The following is a 16,579-nucleotide window of genomic DNA, read 5'->3' as shown; positions in this document are numbered from 1 at the left end:
TGCAGCCGTGCTGGAAATTTGTATTTTAGAGGAAGATCGGCCCGGCCGCGAGGGCTTGAAAGGCCCGGATGACCGGCCCGTTCAAGTTGGAGCCCGCCTCCCCGTACCCCAACCCACCGTCATTCCGGCGCAGGCCGGAATCCAGCCACGGTGAGACCGGTCGTCGCGACAAAGCCCCATCGCCTGGCGACAACCGAGCTGTCCGGCTACTGGATTCCGGCCTGCGCCGGAATGACGATCACGATCATGGCGCCGCAACCAGACCAAAAAGCAAAGGCGCCCGAAGGCGCCCTTGCTTGGAGCCCCTGACGGGAAACCTCACTCCACCGGCATCATCTGCGACGTCGGGTGCATCATGTTCACGTTCATGTTGTGCAGCACCCACAGCGAGCCGACCACCACGATGGCCAGGATCAGCAGGGTGAACAGCATGATGGCCAGGTTGCCGCGCTGGGAGGGCGAGGTGCCCATGTGCAGGAAGCAGACCAGTTGGACCACCAGCTGGGCCACCCCGAATAGCACGATACCCGGCATCATCAGCTCATGCGGCACGGCGCCGCTCATGACCACGCCGAACGAGGCCAGGGTCAACAGCACCGACAGGGCGAAACCGATCAGGTAGGACTTGGTGCTGCCATGGTCGGCATGGGCGGCCTCGGGATGGGCCGCGTCGTGAGAATGGTTGCTGCCCGCCATCAGATGGCCCCCCGCAGGTAGACAAAGGTGAACACGCAGATCCAGACGATGTCCAGGAAGTGCCAGAACAGGCTCAGGCACGACAGGCGGCGGCGGGTGGCGTCGTTGAGGCCATGGCGGCGGACCATGTCCATCATCACCACCAGCCAGATCAGGCCGCAGGTCACGTGCAGGCCGTGGGTGCCGACCAGGGTGAAGTAGCTGGACAGGAAGGCGCTGCGGTCCGGGCCGGCACCCTCCTGGATCAGCTTGGCGAATTCATGGACTTCCATGCCGATGAAGCCGGCGCCGAACACGAAGGTCACCGCCAGCCAAGCCAGCAGTTGGCCCTTGCGGCCGGCATGCATGTTGAGCATGGCCATGCCGAAGGTGACCGAGGAGACCAGCAGCAGCATGGTCTCGCCCAGCACGTAGGGCAGCTCGAACAGCTCCTTGCCGCTCGGGCCGCCGGCGGTGGCGTTGGCCAGCACGGCGAAGGTGGCGAACAAGCCCGAGAAGATCAGGCAGTCGCTCATCAGGTAGATCCAGAACCCGAGCAGGGTCTTGGATCCGTCGTCGTGATGGTGATGCTCGCCGCCGCCGTGGGCGACGTCGTCGAAGGCGCCGTGGGAGGCGCTGAGTGCGGTACTGCTCATCGGTTACGCCACCTTCTGGCGCGAGGGGGCCGCCACCGGGGCCACCTGCGTGGTCTGGAACTGCTGGAGCCGGGCGTGGCGCGAGCGCTCGATCCGCTCGACCTCGGCCGCCGGCACCCAGTAGTCGACGTCGGTGTCGTAGGCACGGGCGATGAAGGCGCCAATCATGCCCAGCAGGCCGACGGCCGCCAGCCACCAGATGTGCCACACGAGCGCGAAGCCCAGGACCGTACCGAACGCGCCCATGACCACACCGACGCCGGTGTTGCGGGGCATGTGAATGTCTTCGTACTTGGCAGGTTGCACGTAGGCGACTCCGTTTTGTTTGTCTTCCCAGAACTGATCCAACTCGCGCACCTGCGGAAGCGTGGCGAAGTTGTAGAACGGGGCGGGAGAACTGATGGACCATTCGAGGGTGCGGCCACCCCACGGGTCGCCGCTGGGATCGGTGAGCTTCTTGCGGTCGCGCACGCTGACGTAGAACTGCACCAGGGTGCAGAAGATGCCGACCGCAATGACGGCGGCGCCGAGCGCGGCGACAATGAGGTACGGCTGCCAGTCGGGGTTGGCGTAGTGGTTCATGCGGCGCGTCATGCCCTTCAGGCCCAGCACGTACAGCGGCATGAAGGCCAGGTAGAAGCCGACCAGCCAGCACCAGAACGAGGCCTTGCCCCAGAACTCGTTGAGGCGGAAGCCGAAGGCCTTCGGGAACCAGTAGTTGATCGCGGCGAACACGCCGAACACCACGCCGCCGATGATCACGTTGTGGAAGTGCGCGATCAGGAACACGCTGTTGTGCAGCACGAAGTCCGCGCCCGGCACGGCCATCAGCACGCCGGTGACGCCGCCGATCACGAAGGTGACCATGAAGCCCACCGTCCACAGCATCGGCACGGTGAACTGCACGCGGCCGCGGTACATGGTGAACAGCCAGTTGAACAGCTTGGCGCCGGTGGGCACCGAGATGATCATCGTGGTGATGCCGAAGAAGGCGTTGACGCTGGCACCCGAGCCCATGGTGAAGAAGTGGTGCAGCCACACCACGAACGACAGCACGCCGATGCAGGAGGTGGCGTATACCATCGACTTGTAGCCGAACAACGGCTTCTTGGCGAACGTGGCGACGATTTCCGAATACGCGCCGAAGCACGGCAGTATCAGGATGTAGACCTCGGGGTGGCCCCAGATCCAGATCAGGTTCACGTACATCATGGCGTTGCCGCCAAGCTCGTTCGTGAAGAAATGCGTGCCGAGGTAGCGGTCGGCGGTGAGCAGCGCCAGCGTCACCGTCAGCACCGGGAACGCGGCCACGATCAGGATGTTGGTGACCAGCGAGGTCCAGGTGAACACCGGCATCTTCATCAGCGTCATGCCGGGCGTGCGCATCTTCATGATGGTCACGATGAAGTTGATGCCGCTCAACGTGGTGCCCAGGCCGGACAGCTGCAGCGACCAGATGTAGTAGTCCACGCCGACCGTCGGGCTGTATTGCAGGCCCGACAGCGGCGGGTAGGCCAGCCAGCCGGTCGCGGCGAAGTCACCGACGAACAGCGACACCATCACCAGCACCACGCCGGAGACGAACAGCCAGAAGCTGAGCGAGTTCAGGAACGGATAGGCCACGTCGCGCGCGCCGATCTGCAGCGGCACCACCAGGTTCATCAGGCCCGTGATGAACGGCATCGCCACGAAGAAGATCATGATGACGCCGTGGGCGGTGAACACCTGGTCGAAGTGGTGCGGCGGCAGGTAACCGGCCGCGTCGGAGGCGGCCATGGCCTGCTGCAGGCGCATCATGATCGCGTCGGAGAAGCCGCGCAGCAGCATCACCAGCGCCACGATGATGTACATGACGCCGATCTTCTTGTGGTCCACCGAGGTGAACCACTCCTTCCACAGGTAGCCCCACAGACGGTACTTGGTCACGACGGCGAACAACGCCAGTCCGCCGAGGATGACGGCGGCGAGGGTGCCCATCACGATCGGCTCGTGATACGGGATCGCATCAAGGGTGAGCTTTCCAAACATGGCTTACTTCTCTGCCTGAGTCGGGGTGGTGTTCGAGGACACGGCGTCCCCGTCCTCGTGGTGGTGCATGTCCATCGGCATGCCGGCCTGCGACATGTCGTGGTGCGAATCCATCGGCATCTCGCCGTGCGACATGTCACCCATGTGCTTGTTGACGACACTGGCGAACAGGCCCGGCGTCACGGCGCCGTAGTACGACACCGGCACCTTCTGGCTGGGCTGGGCCAGCGCCTTGTAGCTGTCGCCATCCAGCGTGACCTGCGCGGCCTTGGCCTTGGCGATCCAGTCCTTGAAGCCATCCTCCGAGGTGGCGATGGCCTTGAAATGCATGTCCGAGAAGCCTTCGCCGCTGAAGTTGGTCGAGAGGCCTTCGTAGCTGCCCGGCTCGCGCGCGATCAGGTGCAGCTTGGTCTCCATGCCGGCCATGGCGTAGATCTGGCTGCCCAGCTGCGGGATGAAGAAGGCGTTCATCACCGAGTCGGAGGTGATCTGGAAATTCACCGGGCGATCGACCGGAAAGGCCAGTTCGTTGACCGAGGCCACGCCGTACTCCGGGTAGACGAACAGCCACTTCCAGTCGAGCGAGACGACCTGCACCGTCACCGGCCGGGCCTCGGACGCCAACGGCTTGTAGGGATCCAGCGCATGGGAGCTGCGCCAGGTGATGACGGCGAGGATGGCGACGATGATCGCCGGCACGGTCCACACCACTACCTCGACCCCGGTCGAATGCGACCAGTTCGGCGCATAGGTGGCCTTCTTGTTGCCGGAGCGGTAGCGCCACGCGAACCACAGCGTCATCGCGATGACCGGGATCGCCACGATGGCCATCAGACCCAGCGCGATCAGGATGAGGGACTTCTCGTCGGCGCCGATGTCGCCCTTGGGGGCGAGCACTTCCATGTTGCAGCCGCTGAGCAACACGGCGACGCCAACGCCCGCATAGCGCAGGCGCGAAATAAGGGCTTGCTTGTTCACTGACATCCTGGGGGGACAGCGTGGGGACGCGGCATGCTAGCGATGTTGCACCTGCGATAGAACGCCCTTGAGACACAATGCCGCAGGAGTAAATTCTTGCGCGCATCACTGCGGCGACTTGACATAAAAATGCAAGCATCCGCACCCGCCATTTTTCGCCGGGACGCGCCTGGCGCAACGAAAAATCGCCCTGCCCCGCCCTGCTACCATGCGCCGATGGAACCGACCACGCCCGCGAGACTTGCCGCCCTCCGGCACGCCATGCTGCAGCACGGCGTCGACGCCTGCCTGATCCCCAGCGCCGACCCGCACCTTTCCGAATATCTGCCGGCTCATTGGCAGGCACGCGCCTGGCTGTCCGGCTTCACCGGCTCGGCCGGCACCCTGGTGGTCACCGCGGACCATGCCAGCCTGTGGACCGACAGCCGCTACTTCGCCCAGGCCACGCAGCAGCTCGCCGGCAGCGGCATCGAGCTGATGAAGCAGCGCGTGGCGCATGCGCCGGAACATATCGCCTGGCTGCGGGAACACCTGCGACCGGGCCAGAGCCTGGCCGTCGCCGGCGACAGCGTCGCCCTCGCCACCGCGCGCCAGCTTGAACGCCAACTGGCCGAAGCGGGCGCAGCGCTGCGCACCGACCTCGATTTGCCGGGCCAGGCCTGGACTGGCCGTCCCGCCCTGCCCGACGCCCCGGTGGTCGAACACCCGCTGCGCTACGCCATCCAGGCCCGCGCCGAGAAGCTGGACCGGCTGCGCACCGCGATGCGCAAGCTGGGCGCCACCCACCACCTGGTGTCCAGCCTGGACGACGTCGCCTGGCTGACCAACCTGCGCGGCAGCGACGTGGAGTGCAACCCGGTATTCCTGGCCCACCTGCTGGTGCAGGCGGAAGGCCATGCCACGCTGTTCGTGGATCGCGGCAAGCTCAACGACGCCCTGGTCGCCTCGCTGGCCGCCGACGGCGTACGCATCGCCGACTACGCCACCGTCACCGACGCCTTGTCGGAACTGGGTGCAGCGGACCGCCTGCTGCTGGATCCCGCCCGCGTGGTGGTCTCGGTGGCCGCCGCCATCCCGCCCGAGGCCAATGTCATCGAGGCCGCCAACCCATCCACCCTGTCCAAGGCGCGCAAGAGCGAGGGCGAGCTGGAACATATCCGCGAGACGATGCGCCGGGACGGCGCCGCCCTGGTGCGCGCGTTCCGCCGGCTGGAGGAACGCGTCGCCGCTGGCATGCGCCAGACCGAGCTGGACGTGGACGCGCTGCTGCGCGAGGAACGCTCGGCTCAGCCGGACTTCGTCGGCGAGAGCTTCGCCACCATCGCCGGCTACCAGGCCAACGGCGCCCTGCCGCATTACCGCGCCACCGCCGAATCACACAGCACATTGAAGGCGCAAGGCCTGCTGCTGGTCGATTCCGGCGGCCAATACCTGGGCGGCACCACCGATATCACCCGCGTGCTGGCGCTGGGCGAGACCACCGCCGAGCAGCGCCGCGACGCCACCCTGGTGATGAAGGGCATGATCGCGCTCAGCCGCGCCCGCTTCCCCCGGGGCGCCAGCGGCCCGCAGCTCGATGCGCTGGCCCGCGCGCCGCTGTGGGCCAACGGCATGGACTACGGCCACGGCACCGGCCACGGCGTGGGCTACTTCCTCAATGTGCACGAGGGACCGCAGGGCATTCGCCCGCCGGTATCAGGCACCGCCCTGGTGCCGCTGGAGCCGGGCATGATCACCTCGATCGAGCCGGGCCTGTACAAGCCGGGCCGCCACGGCATCCGCCACGAAAACCTGGCGGTGGTGGTCGAGGCCGACCGCTCCGAATTCGGCGAGTTCTACGCCTTCGAGACGCTGACCCTGTGCCCGTTCGACCGCCGCGCCCTGGAGCCGGGCCTGCTCAACCCCGAGGAGCGCGCCTGGCTGGACGACTATCACGCCACCGTACGCGCCGCCCTGGCACCCTTGCTGGAGGACGCGGACCTGGCCTGGCTGGAGCGGCATTGCGCACCGCTGGGCTGATGGCTATCCATTACCGGCGGGAGCGCACCTTGTGCGCGACCGCGGAGCGGAAGGTTGCCGCTCCGCCAGGTCGTCGCGCACAGGGTGCGCTCCCACATTTGTTTGGCGAGCATCACCCCAACCCTTGACCTCCCCGCCCGGGCAACCCATCCTCCCGCGCCTGACCTGAGCAGAACCTCCCCGCATGAGCAGTCGCTACAACGCCGCCGACATCGAAGTCCTCTCCGGCCTTGACCCGGTCAAGCGCCGCCCAGGCATGTACACCGATACCTCCCGCCCGAACCACCTGGCGCAGGAGGTGATCGACAACTCGGTGGACGAGGCCATCTCCGGCCACGCCAAGACGCTGGAAGTGATCGTGCACACCGACGGCTCGGTGGAGGTCAGCGACGACGGCCGCGGCATGCCGGTGGACATCCATCCGGAAGAAGGCGTGCCGGGCGTCGAGCTGATCCTCACCCGCCTGCATGCGGGCGGCAAGTTCTCTGGCAAGAACTACAACTTCTCCGGCGGCCTGCACGGCGTGGGCGTGTCGGTGGTGAATGCGTTGTCCAGCCGGGTGGAAGTCACCATCCGCCGCGATGGCAACGAATACCGCATGGCCTTCGAGCACGGCGACCGCGCCAGCGAGCTGGAAGTGATCGGCACGGTGCCCAAGAAGAAGACCGGCACCACGGTGCGCTTCTGGGCCGATCCCAAGTACTTCGACTCGCCGAAGATCTCGCTGGGCAAGCTGCGCCACCTGCTGCGCGCCAAGGCCGTGCTGTGCGCCGGCCTCAGCGTGAAGCTGGTCGACGAGGCCACCGGCGAGGTCAACGAGTGGTACTACGAGGACGGCCTGCGCGACTACCTGCGCGGCGAACTGGACAGCGCCGAGGCGATCCCGGCCGAGCTGTTCGTGCACCACGTGCAGCGCGAGGCCGATGGCCTCGACGTGGCGCTGGCCTGGCTGCCGGAAGGCGAACTGGTGCAGGAAAGCTATGTCAACCTGATTCCCACCGCGCAGGGCGGCACCCATGTGAACGGCCTGCGCTCGGGCCTCACCAATGCCATCCGCGAGTTCTGCGACATCCGCAACCTGCTGCCGCGTGGCGTGAAGCTGGCGCCGGAGGACGTGTGGGAGCGCCTCGCCTTCGTGCTGTCGGCCAAGCTGCAGGATCCGCAGTTCGCCGGCCAGACCAAGGAACGCCTGTCCTCGCGCAATGCCGCCGGCATGGTCGAGGGTGTCATCCACGACGCCTTCAGCCTGTGGCTCAACCAGCACGTGGATCTGGGCGAGCGTATCGCCCAGCTCGCCATCGAGCGCGCCAGCGCGCGCCTGAAGGCCGCCAAGCAGGTGGTGCGCAAGAAGATCACCCAAGGCCCCGCCCTACCCGGCAAGCTCGCCGACTGCACCGCCACCGACCTCACCCGCACCGAGCTGTTCCTGGTGGAGGGCGACTCGGCCGGCGGCAGCGCCAAGCAGGCGCGCGACAAGGAGTTCCAGGCGATCCTGCCGCTGCGCGGCAAGATCCTCAACACCTGGGAAGTGGAATCGGGCTCGGTGCTCGCCTCGGAGGAAGTGCACAACCTCGCCGTGGCGATCGGCTGCGACCCAGGCAAGGACGACCTTTCGGGCCTGCGCTACGGCAAGATCATCATCCTGGCCGACGCGGATTCGGACGGCCTGCACATCGCCACGCTGCTCTCCGCGCTGTTCCTGCGCCACTTCCCCGCGCTGGTGCGCGAGGGCCACGTGTTCGTGGCGATGCCGCCGCTGTTCCGCGTGGACGTGGGCAAGCAGGTGTTCTATTGCCTGGACGAGAACGAAAAGACCGCCCTGCTCCAGCGCATCGAACGCGAGAAGATGAAGGGCCAGGTCAGCACCACCCGCTTCAAGGGCTTGGGCGAGATGAATCCCTCGCAGCTGCGCGAATCGACCATCCATCCCGACACCCGCCGCCTGGTGCAGCTCACTGTCGACCACGACGACGGCACCGCCAAGCTGATGGACATGCTGCTGGCCAAGAAGCGCGCCGGCGACCGCAAGGCGTGGCTGGAGGAAAAGGGCGACCTGGCGACGCTGGAAGTCTGAGAGCCTGTTCACGATCTCCCCGCAGTCCCTCCCCATCCGTCATTCCGGCGCAGGCCGGAATGACGAGCAAGGGGTGCACGAACCTTGCCCCGCAACGCCAAGTCCACGGTCCACACTGACTCGCATCAACGGACCAGGCATCGGCGGCGCTAGACTACGCGGATGCACACCGCCTGGACCCGCCACGCCATCCGGACCCTCGAGTCCGAGGCCCATCGCTCGGCCGACACGCACCTGATCCGGCTGGACCTGCCCGCCTTCCCCGGCATCCCGCTGTATCTGAAGGACGAATCGGTCCACCCCACCGGCAGCCTCAAGCATCGCCTGGCGCGCTCGCTGTTCCTCTATGCGATCTGCAACGGCTGGCTGGCCGAGGGCCGCCCGGTGGTGGAAGCCTCCAGCGGCAGCACCGCCATTTCCGAGGCTTATTTCGCCCGCCTGCTCGGCCTGCCGTTCTTCGCGGTGATGCCGCGCGGCACCTCGCGCGACAAGGTCGCCCAGATCGAGTTCTTCGGCGGGCATTGCCATTTCATCGACGACACCGATGTCTACGGCGCGGCCCAGCGGCTGGCGGCGGAACGGGACGGCCACTACATGGACCAGTTCACCTACGCCGAGCGCGCCACCGACTGGCGCGGCAACAACAACATCGCCGAGTCGATCTTCCGCCAGATGCAATGCGAACCCGATCCCGAGCCGCGCTGGATCGTGGTGCCGGCCGGTACCGGCGGCACCTCCGCCACCATTGGCCGCTACATGCGCTACCGCTGCGGCGAGCACGGCCTCGCCCGGCTCGCCGTGGTCGATCCGGAACATTCGGTGTTCTACGACTACTACCGCGGCGGCGATGCCAGCCTGCAGCTGACGCGCGGCTCGCGCATCGAGGGCATCGGACGGCCGCGCGTGGAACCCTCCTTCATGCCCGGCGTGATCGACCGCATGATGCAGGTGCCCGATGCCGCCTCCATCGCCGCGCTGCGCCTGCTGGAGGAACTGCTCGGCCGCCGCTGCGGCGGCTCCACCGGCACCAACCTGGTGGGCTCGCTGCAGCTGATGGCGGAACTGAGCGCCAACGGCGAGCACGGCCCGGTGGTGACGCTGATCTGCGACGGCGGCGATCGCTACCGGGATACCTACTACGACGAGGCCTGGATCGCCACCGAGGGCCTGGACGTCGCGGGCCAGTTGGCCCGGCTGCGCGCCATCGTCCACGAGGGCCGCTGGATCGACTGAACGGGATTGTCCCGGCCTGCGACGCTATCTTGCCCACCATTTCCCTGCTGGATCACGCCATGTCCCTGCTGCCTCCCATCGACCTGAAGCGCTGGATCGACGAACACCGCCACCTGCTCAAGCCGCCGGTGGGCAACAAGTGCATCGTCGACGGCGATTTCATCGTGATGATCGTGGGCGGCCCCAATGCGCGCACCGATTACCACTACGACGAGGGCCCGGAGTTCTTCTACCAGATCGAGGGCGAGATGGTGCTGAAAGTGCAGGACGAGGGACAGGCGCGCGACATTCCCATCCGCGCCGGTGAACTGTTCTACCTGCCGCCCTGCGTGCCGCATTCGCCGCAGCGCCTGCCCGAATCCATCGGCCTGGTGATCGAGCGCCGACGCCTGGCCGGCGAGAAGGACGGCCTGCTGTGGTTCTGCGAGCGCTGCAACCACAAGCTGTACGAGGAATACTTCACCCTCGACAGCATCGAGCGCGATTTCCCGCCGGTGTTCGAGCGCTTCTACCGCTCGATCGATGCGCGCACCTGCGTCCAGTGCGGCCACCTCAATCCGGCACCGGCGAAGTACGCCTGAGCCACACCCTGCCGCTTTTCATGTGGGAGCGCACCCTGTGCGCGACCGGATGGTGGAGGAGCGAGTAATGAGTCGCGAGGGCGCCTAAACCGGCCACCAGGCGCCTGCCTGCATGTCGCGACAACCGCGCAGGCTTGCGCCCTGTCCACTCACCCCTCGTGCCTGCTTTCTCGCTGGCTAGTCGCGCACAGGGTGAGCTCCCACACAGATTAGGGATACTGCAGCCATTTGCGGGCCATGCGCCGCAGCGAAGCGTCGAATGCCGCATCCCCGGCAATGTCGCGAATGTCTCGCCAAGCCAGCGCGTTCGATTCCCCACTGACCACGAAACGCTCGTTCGCTCCCGCCCGCACGACGTAGCGCACGTCGTAGTGCCAGTGCTCCGGCTCCGTCCCGCGCGCCGGGATGCGATGGCGGTCCAGGTCGAACGGCTCGGACTCCACGCTGAGGCCGTCCAGTCCCGATTCCTCCTCGGCCTCGCGCAGGGCAACGCGCGCCAGGTCGGTATCGCCGTCGGCATGGCCGCCCAATTGCAGCCAGCGGCCGAGCTTGCGGTGATGGGTGAGCAGCACGCGCTCGCCATCGGCGCTGACCAGCCAGGCCGAGCCGGTGAAGTGCGCGTCCAGCGCCTCGCGCCGGAACGCCCGCTCGCCTTGCGCCAGAAGATCGATGAAGTGCCGGGTATCCGGCTCCTCCGGCCATCGCTGTTGGTAGTGCCGGAACCCGACGTGCCATCCGCTCATGAAAATCCGCTCCTGCCAGGGCCGCCTCCTCGGGCGGCCGCGCATTATTCCACGGCCGGCGCCACCGCCGGCCGGAGCCGGGCTCGCCGGCCGCATTGCAGCTTGTACCGCCGCGGCCCGCTGGGCTATGGTGCCCTGTCGTCGCCGGGATAGCGACGCGCAAGCCATGGCGAAAGTCACGGTTGCCAAACCACTAAAAACGCAAGAACCACGACAGGCGGTAGGGGAGAGACATGCTGAAAAACCTGTTCGCGACGCATCCGATCCAGGCGTCGCCACACGTCGACGCGGGCGAACTGCCCCACGACAGCCTGCAAGGCGAAGTCAGCCTCAAGCGTGTACTTACCGCGCGCCACCTGATCATGCTGGGCATCGGCGCCGTGATCGGCGCGGGTATCTTCGTCATCACCGGCCAGGCCGCCGCCGAGCACGCCGGCCCCGCCCTGGTCGTCAGCTTCATCGTCGCCGGCATCGCCTGCGCGTTCGCGGGCCTGTGCTATGCCGAGTTCGCCGCGATGATCCCGGTCTCCGGCAGCGCCTACGCCTATTCCTATGCCACGCTGGGCGAGATCGTCGCCTGGTTCATCGGCTGGAACCTGGTGCTCGAATACCTGTTCGCCGTCGCCACCGTGGCGGCCGGCTGGTCAGGCTATTTCAACGAATGCCTGTCCATCCTCGGCCATTGGACCGGGCTGTCGCTGTCGCTGCCCGACTACCTCTCCAGCGCACCGCTGAAGTTCACCGATACGCACCAGATCGTGACCACCGGCTCGTTGGTGAACCTGCCGGCGGTGCTGATCGTCAGTGCGCTCACCATGCTCTGCTACGTGGGCATCACCCAGTCCACCTTCGTCAACTCGCTGATCGTGACGATCAAGGTGCTGGTGATCGCGCTGTTCCTGATCTTCGCCTTCCGCTTCATCGATCCGGCCAACTGGCATCCGTTCATCCCTCCGGAGGAAGGCCCAGGCCGCTTCGGCACCAGCGGCATCTTCCGCGCCGCCGTGCTGGTGTTCTTCTCCTACGTGGGCTTCGACGCGGTCTCCACCGCCGCCGGCGAGGCCAAGAACCCGCAGCGCGACATGCCCATCGGCATCCTCGGCTCGCTGCTGGTGTGCACCGTGCTCTACATCGCCATGGCGCTGACCCTCACCGGCATCGCGCCCTACCGGATGCTGGGCACGCCCGAGCCGGTGGCCACCGCGCTCAACCTCTATCCGCAGCTGACCTGGCTGAAGGCCATCGTCTCGTTCGGCGCGCTGGCCGGCCTGTCCTCGGTGATCCTGGTGATGCTGCTGGGCACCTCGCGCATCTTCTTCAGCATGGCGAAGGATGGCCTGCTGCCCAAGGGCATGTCGCGCGTGCATCCCACGCACCGCACGCCGCACGTGGCCACCATCATCGCCGGCGTGGCCGCGCTGGTGATCGCCGGCCTGTTCCCGGTGAGCATCCTGGGCGAACTCGTATCGATGGGCACCCTGCTGGCCTTCACCACGGTGTGCATCGGCGTGCTGATCCTGCGCTACACCCGGCCCGAACTGCCGCGCTCGTTCCGCGTGCCGGGCATCTGGGTGGTCAGCGTCCTGGGCGCCATGATCTGCTTGTACCTGTTCTGGCAGTCGTTCCGCGCCAACTGGCCGCTGATGCTGGGCTGGACCGCATTCGGCATGCTGATCTATGCCTTCTACGGCTATTCCCATAGCAAGCTGCGCAAGCAAAACTCCTGATCCGACCCGAGGGCCGGCCCAGTGCCGGCCCTCTCGTTTCGACCGGGGCGCACCGGCGCCTTCCGCTCCACCAGGCCGACGCATGCTCAAACAGTTATTCGCCCGCAAGACCGATTTCTCCGACGCCGACGACGCCACCCACGGCCCCACCCTGCGCCGCACGCTCGGTCCCTGGGGCATCACCGCGCTGGGCATCGGCGCGGTGATCGGCACCGGCATCTTCGTGGTCACCGGCCAGGCCGCCGCCGAGCATGCTGGCCCGGCGGTGCTGGTCTCCTTCGTGCTGGCGGCGATCTGCAGCGCCTTCACCGCGCTGTGCTACGCCGAGTTCGCCACCCTGATCCCGATTTCCGGCAGCTCCTATTCCTATGCCTACGCCACGCTGGGCGAGCTGGTGGCCTGGTTCATCGGCTGGAACATGGTGCTGGAATACGGCATCTCGGCCTCCGCGGTGGCGGCCAGCTGGACCGGCTATTTCACCAGCCTGCTCGACCATGTGGGCATCCACCTGCCGCAGGCGCTGACCGAGGCGCCGCTGGCCTTCACCGACGGGCACCTGGTGGCGACCGGCCACCTGATGAATCTGCCGGCAGTGGCGATCGTGCTGGCGCTCACCTGGCTGTGCTATGTCGGCATCCGCGAGTCGTCGGGGCTGAACGTGCTGATGGTGGCGCTCAAGGTGGGCCTTATCATCATCGTGGTAGTCGCCGGCTACCGCTACATCGATCCGGCCAACTGGCACCCGTTCATCCCCGCCAGCGAGGGGCCGGGCAAGTACGGCTGGTCTGGCATCATGCGCGGCGCGGCCATGGTGTTCTTCGCCTACATCGGCTTCGAGGCCACCTCCACCGCCGCGCAGGAATGCAAGAACCCGCAGCGCGACCTGCCCTTCGGTACCCTTGTGTCGCTGGTGATCTGCACCGTGCTCTACCTCGCCATGGCCGCGGTGCTCACCGGCCTGATCTCCTATACCGAGCTGGGCACCAGCGAGCCGGTGGTCACCGCCATCAAGGGGCACCCCGAGCTGGGCTGGCTGCGCGTGGTGGTGGAGGTCGGCGCGCTGATCGGCCTGTCCTCGGTGATCCTGGTGATGATCATCGCGCAGCCGCGCATCTTCATGATCATGTCGCGCGACGGCCTGCTGCCGCGCGTGTTCAACCGCATCCATCCGCGCTACCGCACGCCGCACATCAATACGGTGATTACCGGCGCGGGCATCGCGGTGCTGGCGGCGATTTTTCCGCTGGACCTGCTGGCCGACCTCACCTCGATGGGCACGCTGATCGCCTTCGTGGCGGTCTGCGCGGGCGTGCTGATCCTGCGCTATGCCTCGCCCGGACTGCATCGCGGCTTCCGCGTGCCCTGGGCCTGGGTGATCTGCCCCGCCGGCGTGCTCAGCTGCCTGGCCCTGCTGGGCGCCATGTCCTGGTTCAACTGGCTGCTGATGATCCTGTGGACCGTGCTCGGCCTGGCGATCTACTTCGGCTATGGCCTGCGCCACAGCCGCCTCCATCGCCAGGCTGGCTGAACGGCCCGGAAGAATTTCGCCGAACTTGTCCGAAGTTCGGCGAACGCTCCCGGAAGCCATCCTCTCCTTCCGCGCGTGAATGTGCCATCCTTGTCCCACATTCATGAGGGCAAGTCTTGAATTTTCTCTTAACTCATTGTTTTTAAATATTTTAACGAGAGTTTTTCGAGAAATTTTTGAGGCCGCCCAGCCCCAAAACAGCCCGCCAGGAGTATTATTCGTGCTCCGTGGGTTGATCACTTGGCAGTGGGCCCCGGATTGCCGCCCGGCGCGTCAGGCGGGTCAGCTCCTCGGCCTGACGCGTCTGGGCAGCACCTTTCGCTCACCGAGTTCCTCGGTTCGAGCCTTCCCTTTCGCACGAAGTCCGCAGGCCGCCATCGCGCGTGTCGTCCGCGTGCGCGATGTGCGTCGATGCATGGCGCGATCGCGTGTCGGCGCATGCCGCATCGTAGGTATCGGCCAAAAAGAAGGCCGGCATCGGGGCCGGCCTTCGGGACAGCGCATGGATGGAAAGCTCAGGCTTTCTTGACCGCGTGCGAGACGCACCAGCCCTTCGCGCTGACCGCCTTGCCGGGGAACAGCTGACAGGGACCGTAGCCGGTCGGGCCACCGGAGTAGAACTGGCAGTTCGCGCACGTGTCGCCCGCCTTGTGCTTCGCATCGGTCGTCTTGCTGGCGTCCTCGACGTAGCCGAGGGCCTTCGCCGTGGGATCGGATTCGGCGAGATGTGGCAGGTCGGCGGCGCGCGCAACGCGCGGCAATCCTCCGATCACGACAGCGGCGGCCGCCGTTCCGGCGGCGGCCTTGAGAAAGCGACGACGCGATTCGATATCTTTTTCATGCGACATTGGTGCAACCTCCGTCTGTATCGACATCCATAGCCCGCCACGCCCGTGGCGGATCAGCCGACATGCTACTCGTCTCGTGAATAAGTCGTGAGAACGAATCGCATTTTCGGCATGGCGATGCAGGCGGCGTGATATAGTGCGCGCTCATTTGGACGTCCATACACCATGACCCAGGTTCTGCCCTCCGCCATTTCCGCCGAGCTGTTCGCGCAGCGCGCCGATGCCATCGCCGACGCCGCGCGCGAGCTGGCCGCCGCCGGCTGGACGCCCGCCACCAGCAGCAACTTCTCGATGCGCCTGGACGCCGACCACGCGGCCATCACCATTTCCGGCCGCGACAAGGGCAGGCTGGGGCGCGAGGACATCATGGTGATCGACATGCACGGCAAGGCGGTGGGCACCGCCGCGCGGCCCAGCGCGGAAACCGACCTGCACACGCAGATCTATCGCCGCCTCCCCGAGATGAACGTGGTGCTGCACACGCACTCGCGCACCCAGAGCGTGGCCTCGCGGCTGTTCGCACGCGATGGCGTGGTGAAGCTCGAGGGCTGGGAATTGCAGAAGGCAATCGCCGGCCAGACCACCCATGACGCGGAACTGGCCATCCCGGTGTTCCCCAATACGCAGCACATGCCCGAGCTGGTCGCCCAGGTCGATGCCTGGCTCGACTCGGGCAGGCCGCTGCACGCCTATCTCATCAACGGTCACGGCATCTACACCTGGGGCCGCGACATGGCCGAAACGCGCCGCCACCTGGAGGCGCTGGAATTCCTGCTCGGCTGCGAACTCGATCTAAGGAGGTTATCCGCATGAGCCGCTTGCGCATCTTCAACGAAAACCAGCCGCAGCAGCCGCTGGCCGTCTACACCGACCACGCGGAGGTCGTCCGCGAGCTAGCCAAGGCGGGCGTGCGCTTCGAGCGCTGGGAAGCCAGCCAGCCGATCGCCCCGGGCGCCAGCCAGGAGGAAGTGATCGCCGCCTATCGCGCCGACATCGACCGCCTGATGGCCGAGGAAGGCTACCAGGCGGTCGACGTGATCAGCCTCAAGCCGGACCATCCGGACCGCGCGGCGCTGCGCCAGAAGTTCCTCAACGAGCATACCCACAGCGAAGACGAGGTGCGTTTCTTCGTGGCCGGCGCGGGCCAGTTCACCCTGCACCTGGGCGAGAAGGTCTATGACGTGCTGTGCGAGCAGGGCGACCTGATCGGTGTGCCCGACGGCACCCGCCACTGGTTCGACATGAGCGAGTCGCCCTACTTCGTGGCGATCCGCCTGTTCACCAACAAGGAAGGCTGGGTGGCCAACTTCACCGGCGAGGATATTGCCGAGCGCTTTCCGCGGATGCAGCCCCACACGTCCGTCAAGGCGGCCTGACGATCGTATGTGGGAGCGCACCCTGTGCGCGACTGGCGTTGACACAGGCGTCCGCCAGTCGCGCACAGGGTGCGCTCCCACAACGGCTCTCGCTCGGCGTCCCCGCCCCGGGT

At 66.5% G+C, this 16,579-nt stretch carries 14 protein-coding genes; 8 read left to right on the top strand and 6 right to left on the bottom strand.

The window, feature by feature from the left end; translation table 11 throughout:
* Positions 1 to 318: 318 nt before the first annotated feature.
* From cyoD to cyoA, 4 genes are read right to left on the bottom strand one after another with little or no spacing between them, the layout of a single operon-like run.
* Positions 319 to 696 (bottom strand): cytochrome o ubiquinol oxidase subunit IV, encoded by a 378-nt coding sequence (gene cyoD / locus MJ605_RS08165; protein WP_243040945.1) that lies wholly within the window; start codon positions 694 to 696, stop codon positions 319 to 321.
* Positions 696 to 1,331, bottom strand: coding sequence for a cytochrome o ubiquinol oxidase subunit III (gene cyoC / locus MJ605_RS08160; protein WP_243040944.1), 636 nt, complete (start codon positions 1,329 to 1,331; stop codon positions 696 to 698). Before cyoC ends, cyoD begins: the two co-directional genes overlap by 1 nt.
* A gap of 3 nt (positions 1,332 to 1,334) precedes the next feature.
* A complete protein-coding gene (gene cyoB, locus MJ605_RS08155; protein WP_243040943.1) occupies positions 1,335 to 3,359 on the bottom strand; it encodes a cytochrome o ubiquinol oxidase subunit I in 2,025 nt (674 codons plus the stop codon).
* Between the two features lie 3 nt (positions 3,360 to 3,362).
* Entirely contained in the window at positions 3,363 to 4,337 is a 975-nt protein-coding gene (gene cyoA, locus MJ605_RS08150; protein WP_243040942.1) for a ubiquinol oxidase subunit II, read from the bottom strand.
* A 216-nt stretch (positions 4,338 to 4,553) separates the two neighbouring features.
* On the opposite strand from cyoA, the gene MJ605_RS08145 reads away from it, so the two are divergent.
* The 4 genes from MJ605_RS08145 to MJ605_RS08130 all read left to right on the top strand — a co-directional run bounded on the left by MJ605_RS08145 (position 4,554) and on the right by MJ605_RS08130 (position 10,244).
* Positions 4,554 to 6,356: an aminopeptidase P family protein gene (locus MJ605_RS08145; protein ID WP_243040941.1), complete on the top strand. Its 1,803-nt coding sequence runs from the start codon at positions 4,554 to 4,556 to the stop codon at positions 6,354 to 6,356.
* Positions 6,357 to 6,540: 184 nt separating this feature from the next.
* Positions 6,541 to 8,430 carry a DNA topoisomerase IV subunit B gene (parE, locus tag MJ605_RS08140; protein WP_243040940.1) on the top strand — a complete coding sequence of 630 codons (1,890 nt, stop codon included), beginning with the start codon at positions 6,541 to 6,543 and terminating at the stop codon, positions 8,428 to 8,430.
* A gap of 162 nt (positions 8,431 to 8,592) precedes the next feature.
* A complete protein-coding gene (locus MJ605_RS08135) occupies positions 8,593 to 9,663 on the top strand; it encodes a PLP-dependent cysteine synthase family protein (RefSeq protein ID WP_243040939.1) in 1,071 nt (356 codons plus the stop codon).
* 59 nt (positions 9,664 to 9,722) lie between these two features.
* Positions 9,723 to 10,244 carry a 3-hydroxyanthranilate 3,4-dioxygenase gene (locus MJ605_RS08130; RefSeq protein ID WP_243040938.1) on the top strand — a complete coding sequence of 174 codons (522 nt, stop codon included), beginning with the start codon at positions 9,723 to 9,725 and terminating at the stop codon, positions 10,242 to 10,244.
* Between the two features lie 209 nt (positions 10,245 to 10,453).
* Here MJ605_RS08130 and MJ605_RS08125 read toward each other — a convergent pair whose 3' ends face one another.
* Positions 10,454 to 10,987 (bottom strand): NUDIX hydrolase, encoded by a 534-nt coding sequence (locus MJ605_RS08125; protein WP_243040937.1) that lies wholly within the window; start codon positions 10,985 to 10,987, stop codon positions 10,454 to 10,456.
* 233 nt (positions 10,988 to 11,220) lie between these two features.
* On the opposite strand from MJ605_RS08125, the gene MJ605_RS08120 reads away from it, so the two are divergent.
* Together MJ605_RS08120 and MJ605_RS08115 are read left to right on the top strand one after the other, a co-directional pair.
* Positions 11,221 to 12,714 carry an amino acid permease gene (locus MJ605_RS08120; protein WP_243040936.1) on the top strand — a complete coding sequence of 498 codons (1,494 nt, stop codon included), beginning with the start codon at positions 11,221 to 11,223 and terminating at the stop codon, positions 12,712 to 12,714.
* Positions 12,715 to 12,796: 82 nt separating this feature from the next.
* A complete protein-coding gene (locus MJ605_RS08115; protein ID WP_243040935.1) occupies positions 12,797 to 14,242 on the top strand; it encodes an amino acid permease in 1,446 nt (481 codons plus the stop codon).
* A 515-nt stretch (positions 14,243 to 14,757) separates the two neighbouring features.
* Here the strand turns inward: MJ605_RS08115 and MJ605_RS08110 are convergent.
* Complete coding sequence (locus MJ605_RS08110; protein WP_243040934.1) at positions 14,758 to 15,090, bottom strand: high-potential iron-sulfur protein; 333 nt, start codon at positions 15,088 to 15,090, stop codon at positions 14,758 to 14,760.
* Positions 15,091 to 15,255: 165 nt separating this feature from the next.
* Between MJ605_RS08110 and MJ605_RS08105 the strand changes: the two genes are divergently transcribed.
* Both MJ605_RS08105 and MJ605_RS08100 read left to right on the top strand, forming a co-directional pair.
* Positions 15,256 to 15,903 (top strand): methylthioribulose 1-phosphate dehydratase, encoded by a 648-nt coding sequence (locus tag MJ605_RS08105; protein WP_243040933.1) that lies wholly within the window; start codon positions 15,256 to 15,258, stop codon positions 15,901 to 15,903.
* On the top strand, positions 15,900 to 16,466 hold the full coding sequence (locus MJ605_RS08100; protein ID WP_243040932.1) for a 1,2-dihydroxy-3-keto-5-methylthiopentene dioxygenase: 567 nt from the start codon (positions 15,900 to 15,902) through the stop codon (positions 16,464 to 16,466). The genes MJ605_RS08105 and MJ605_RS08100 overlap by 4 nt, the downstream gene beginning before the upstream one ends.
* Positions 16,467 to 16,579 lie beyond the last annotated feature (113 nt).

Origin of the sequence: Dyella sedimenti (genome assembly GCF_022760995.1) — a bacterium.
GTDB classification, from domain to species: Bacteria; Pseudomonadota; Gammaproteobacteria; order Xanthomonadales; family Rhodanobacteraceae; genus Dyella; species Dyella sedimenti.
This window is presented reverse-complemented; position numbering and strand designations above follow the sequence as displayed.

Coding starts and splice junctions, on each gene's coding strand:
- cyoC (WP_243040944.1), bottom strand. CDS start 1,331: ATGAGCAGTACCGCACTCAGCGCCTCCCACGGCGCCTTCGACGACGTC.
- MJ605_RS08100 (WP_243040932.1), top strand. CDS start 15,900: ATGAGCCGCTTGCGCATCTTCAACGAAAACCAGCCGCAGCAGCCGCTG.
- MJ605_RS08145 (WP_243040941.1), top strand. CDS start 4,554: ATGGAACCGACCACGCCCGCGAGACTTGCCGCCCTCCGGCACGCCATG.
- MJ605_RS08110 (WP_243040934.1), bottom strand. CDS start 15,090: ATGTCGCATGAAAAAGATATCGAATCGCGTCGTCGCTTTCTCAAGGCC.
- MJ605_RS08115 (WP_243040935.1), top strand. CDS start 12,797: ATGCTCAAACAGTTATTCGCCCGCAAGACCGATTTCTCCGACGCCGAC.
- MJ605_RS08125 (WP_243040937.1), bottom strand. CDS start 10,987: ATGAGCGGATGGCACGTCGGGTTCCGGCACTACCAACAGCGATGGCCG.
- MJ605_RS08105 (WP_243040933.1), top strand. CDS start 15,256: ATGACCCAGGTTCTGCCCTCCGCCATTTCCGCCGAGCTGTTCGCGCAG.
- cyoB (WP_243040943.1), bottom strand. CDS start 3,359: ATGTTTGGAAAGCTCACCCTTGATGCGATCCCGTATCACGAGCCGATC.
- parE (WP_243040940.1), top strand. CDS start 6,541: ATGAGCAGTCGCTACAACGCCGCCGACATCGAAGTCCTCTCCGGCCTT.
- MJ605_RS08135 (WP_243040939.1), top strand. CDS start 8,593: ATGCACACCGCCTGGACCCGCCACGCCATCCGGACCCTCGAGTCCGAG.
- MJ605_RS08120 (WP_243040936.1), top strand. CDS start 11,221: ATGCTGAAAAACCTGTTCGCGACGCATCCGATCCAGGCGTCGCCACAC.
- MJ605_RS08130 (WP_243040938.1), top strand. CDS start 9,723: ATGTCCCTGCTGCCTCCCATCGACCTGAAGCGCTGGATCGACGAACAC.
- cyoD (WP_243040945.1), bottom strand. CDS start 696: ATGGCGGGCAGCAACCATTCTCACGACGCGGCCCATCCCGAGGCCGCC.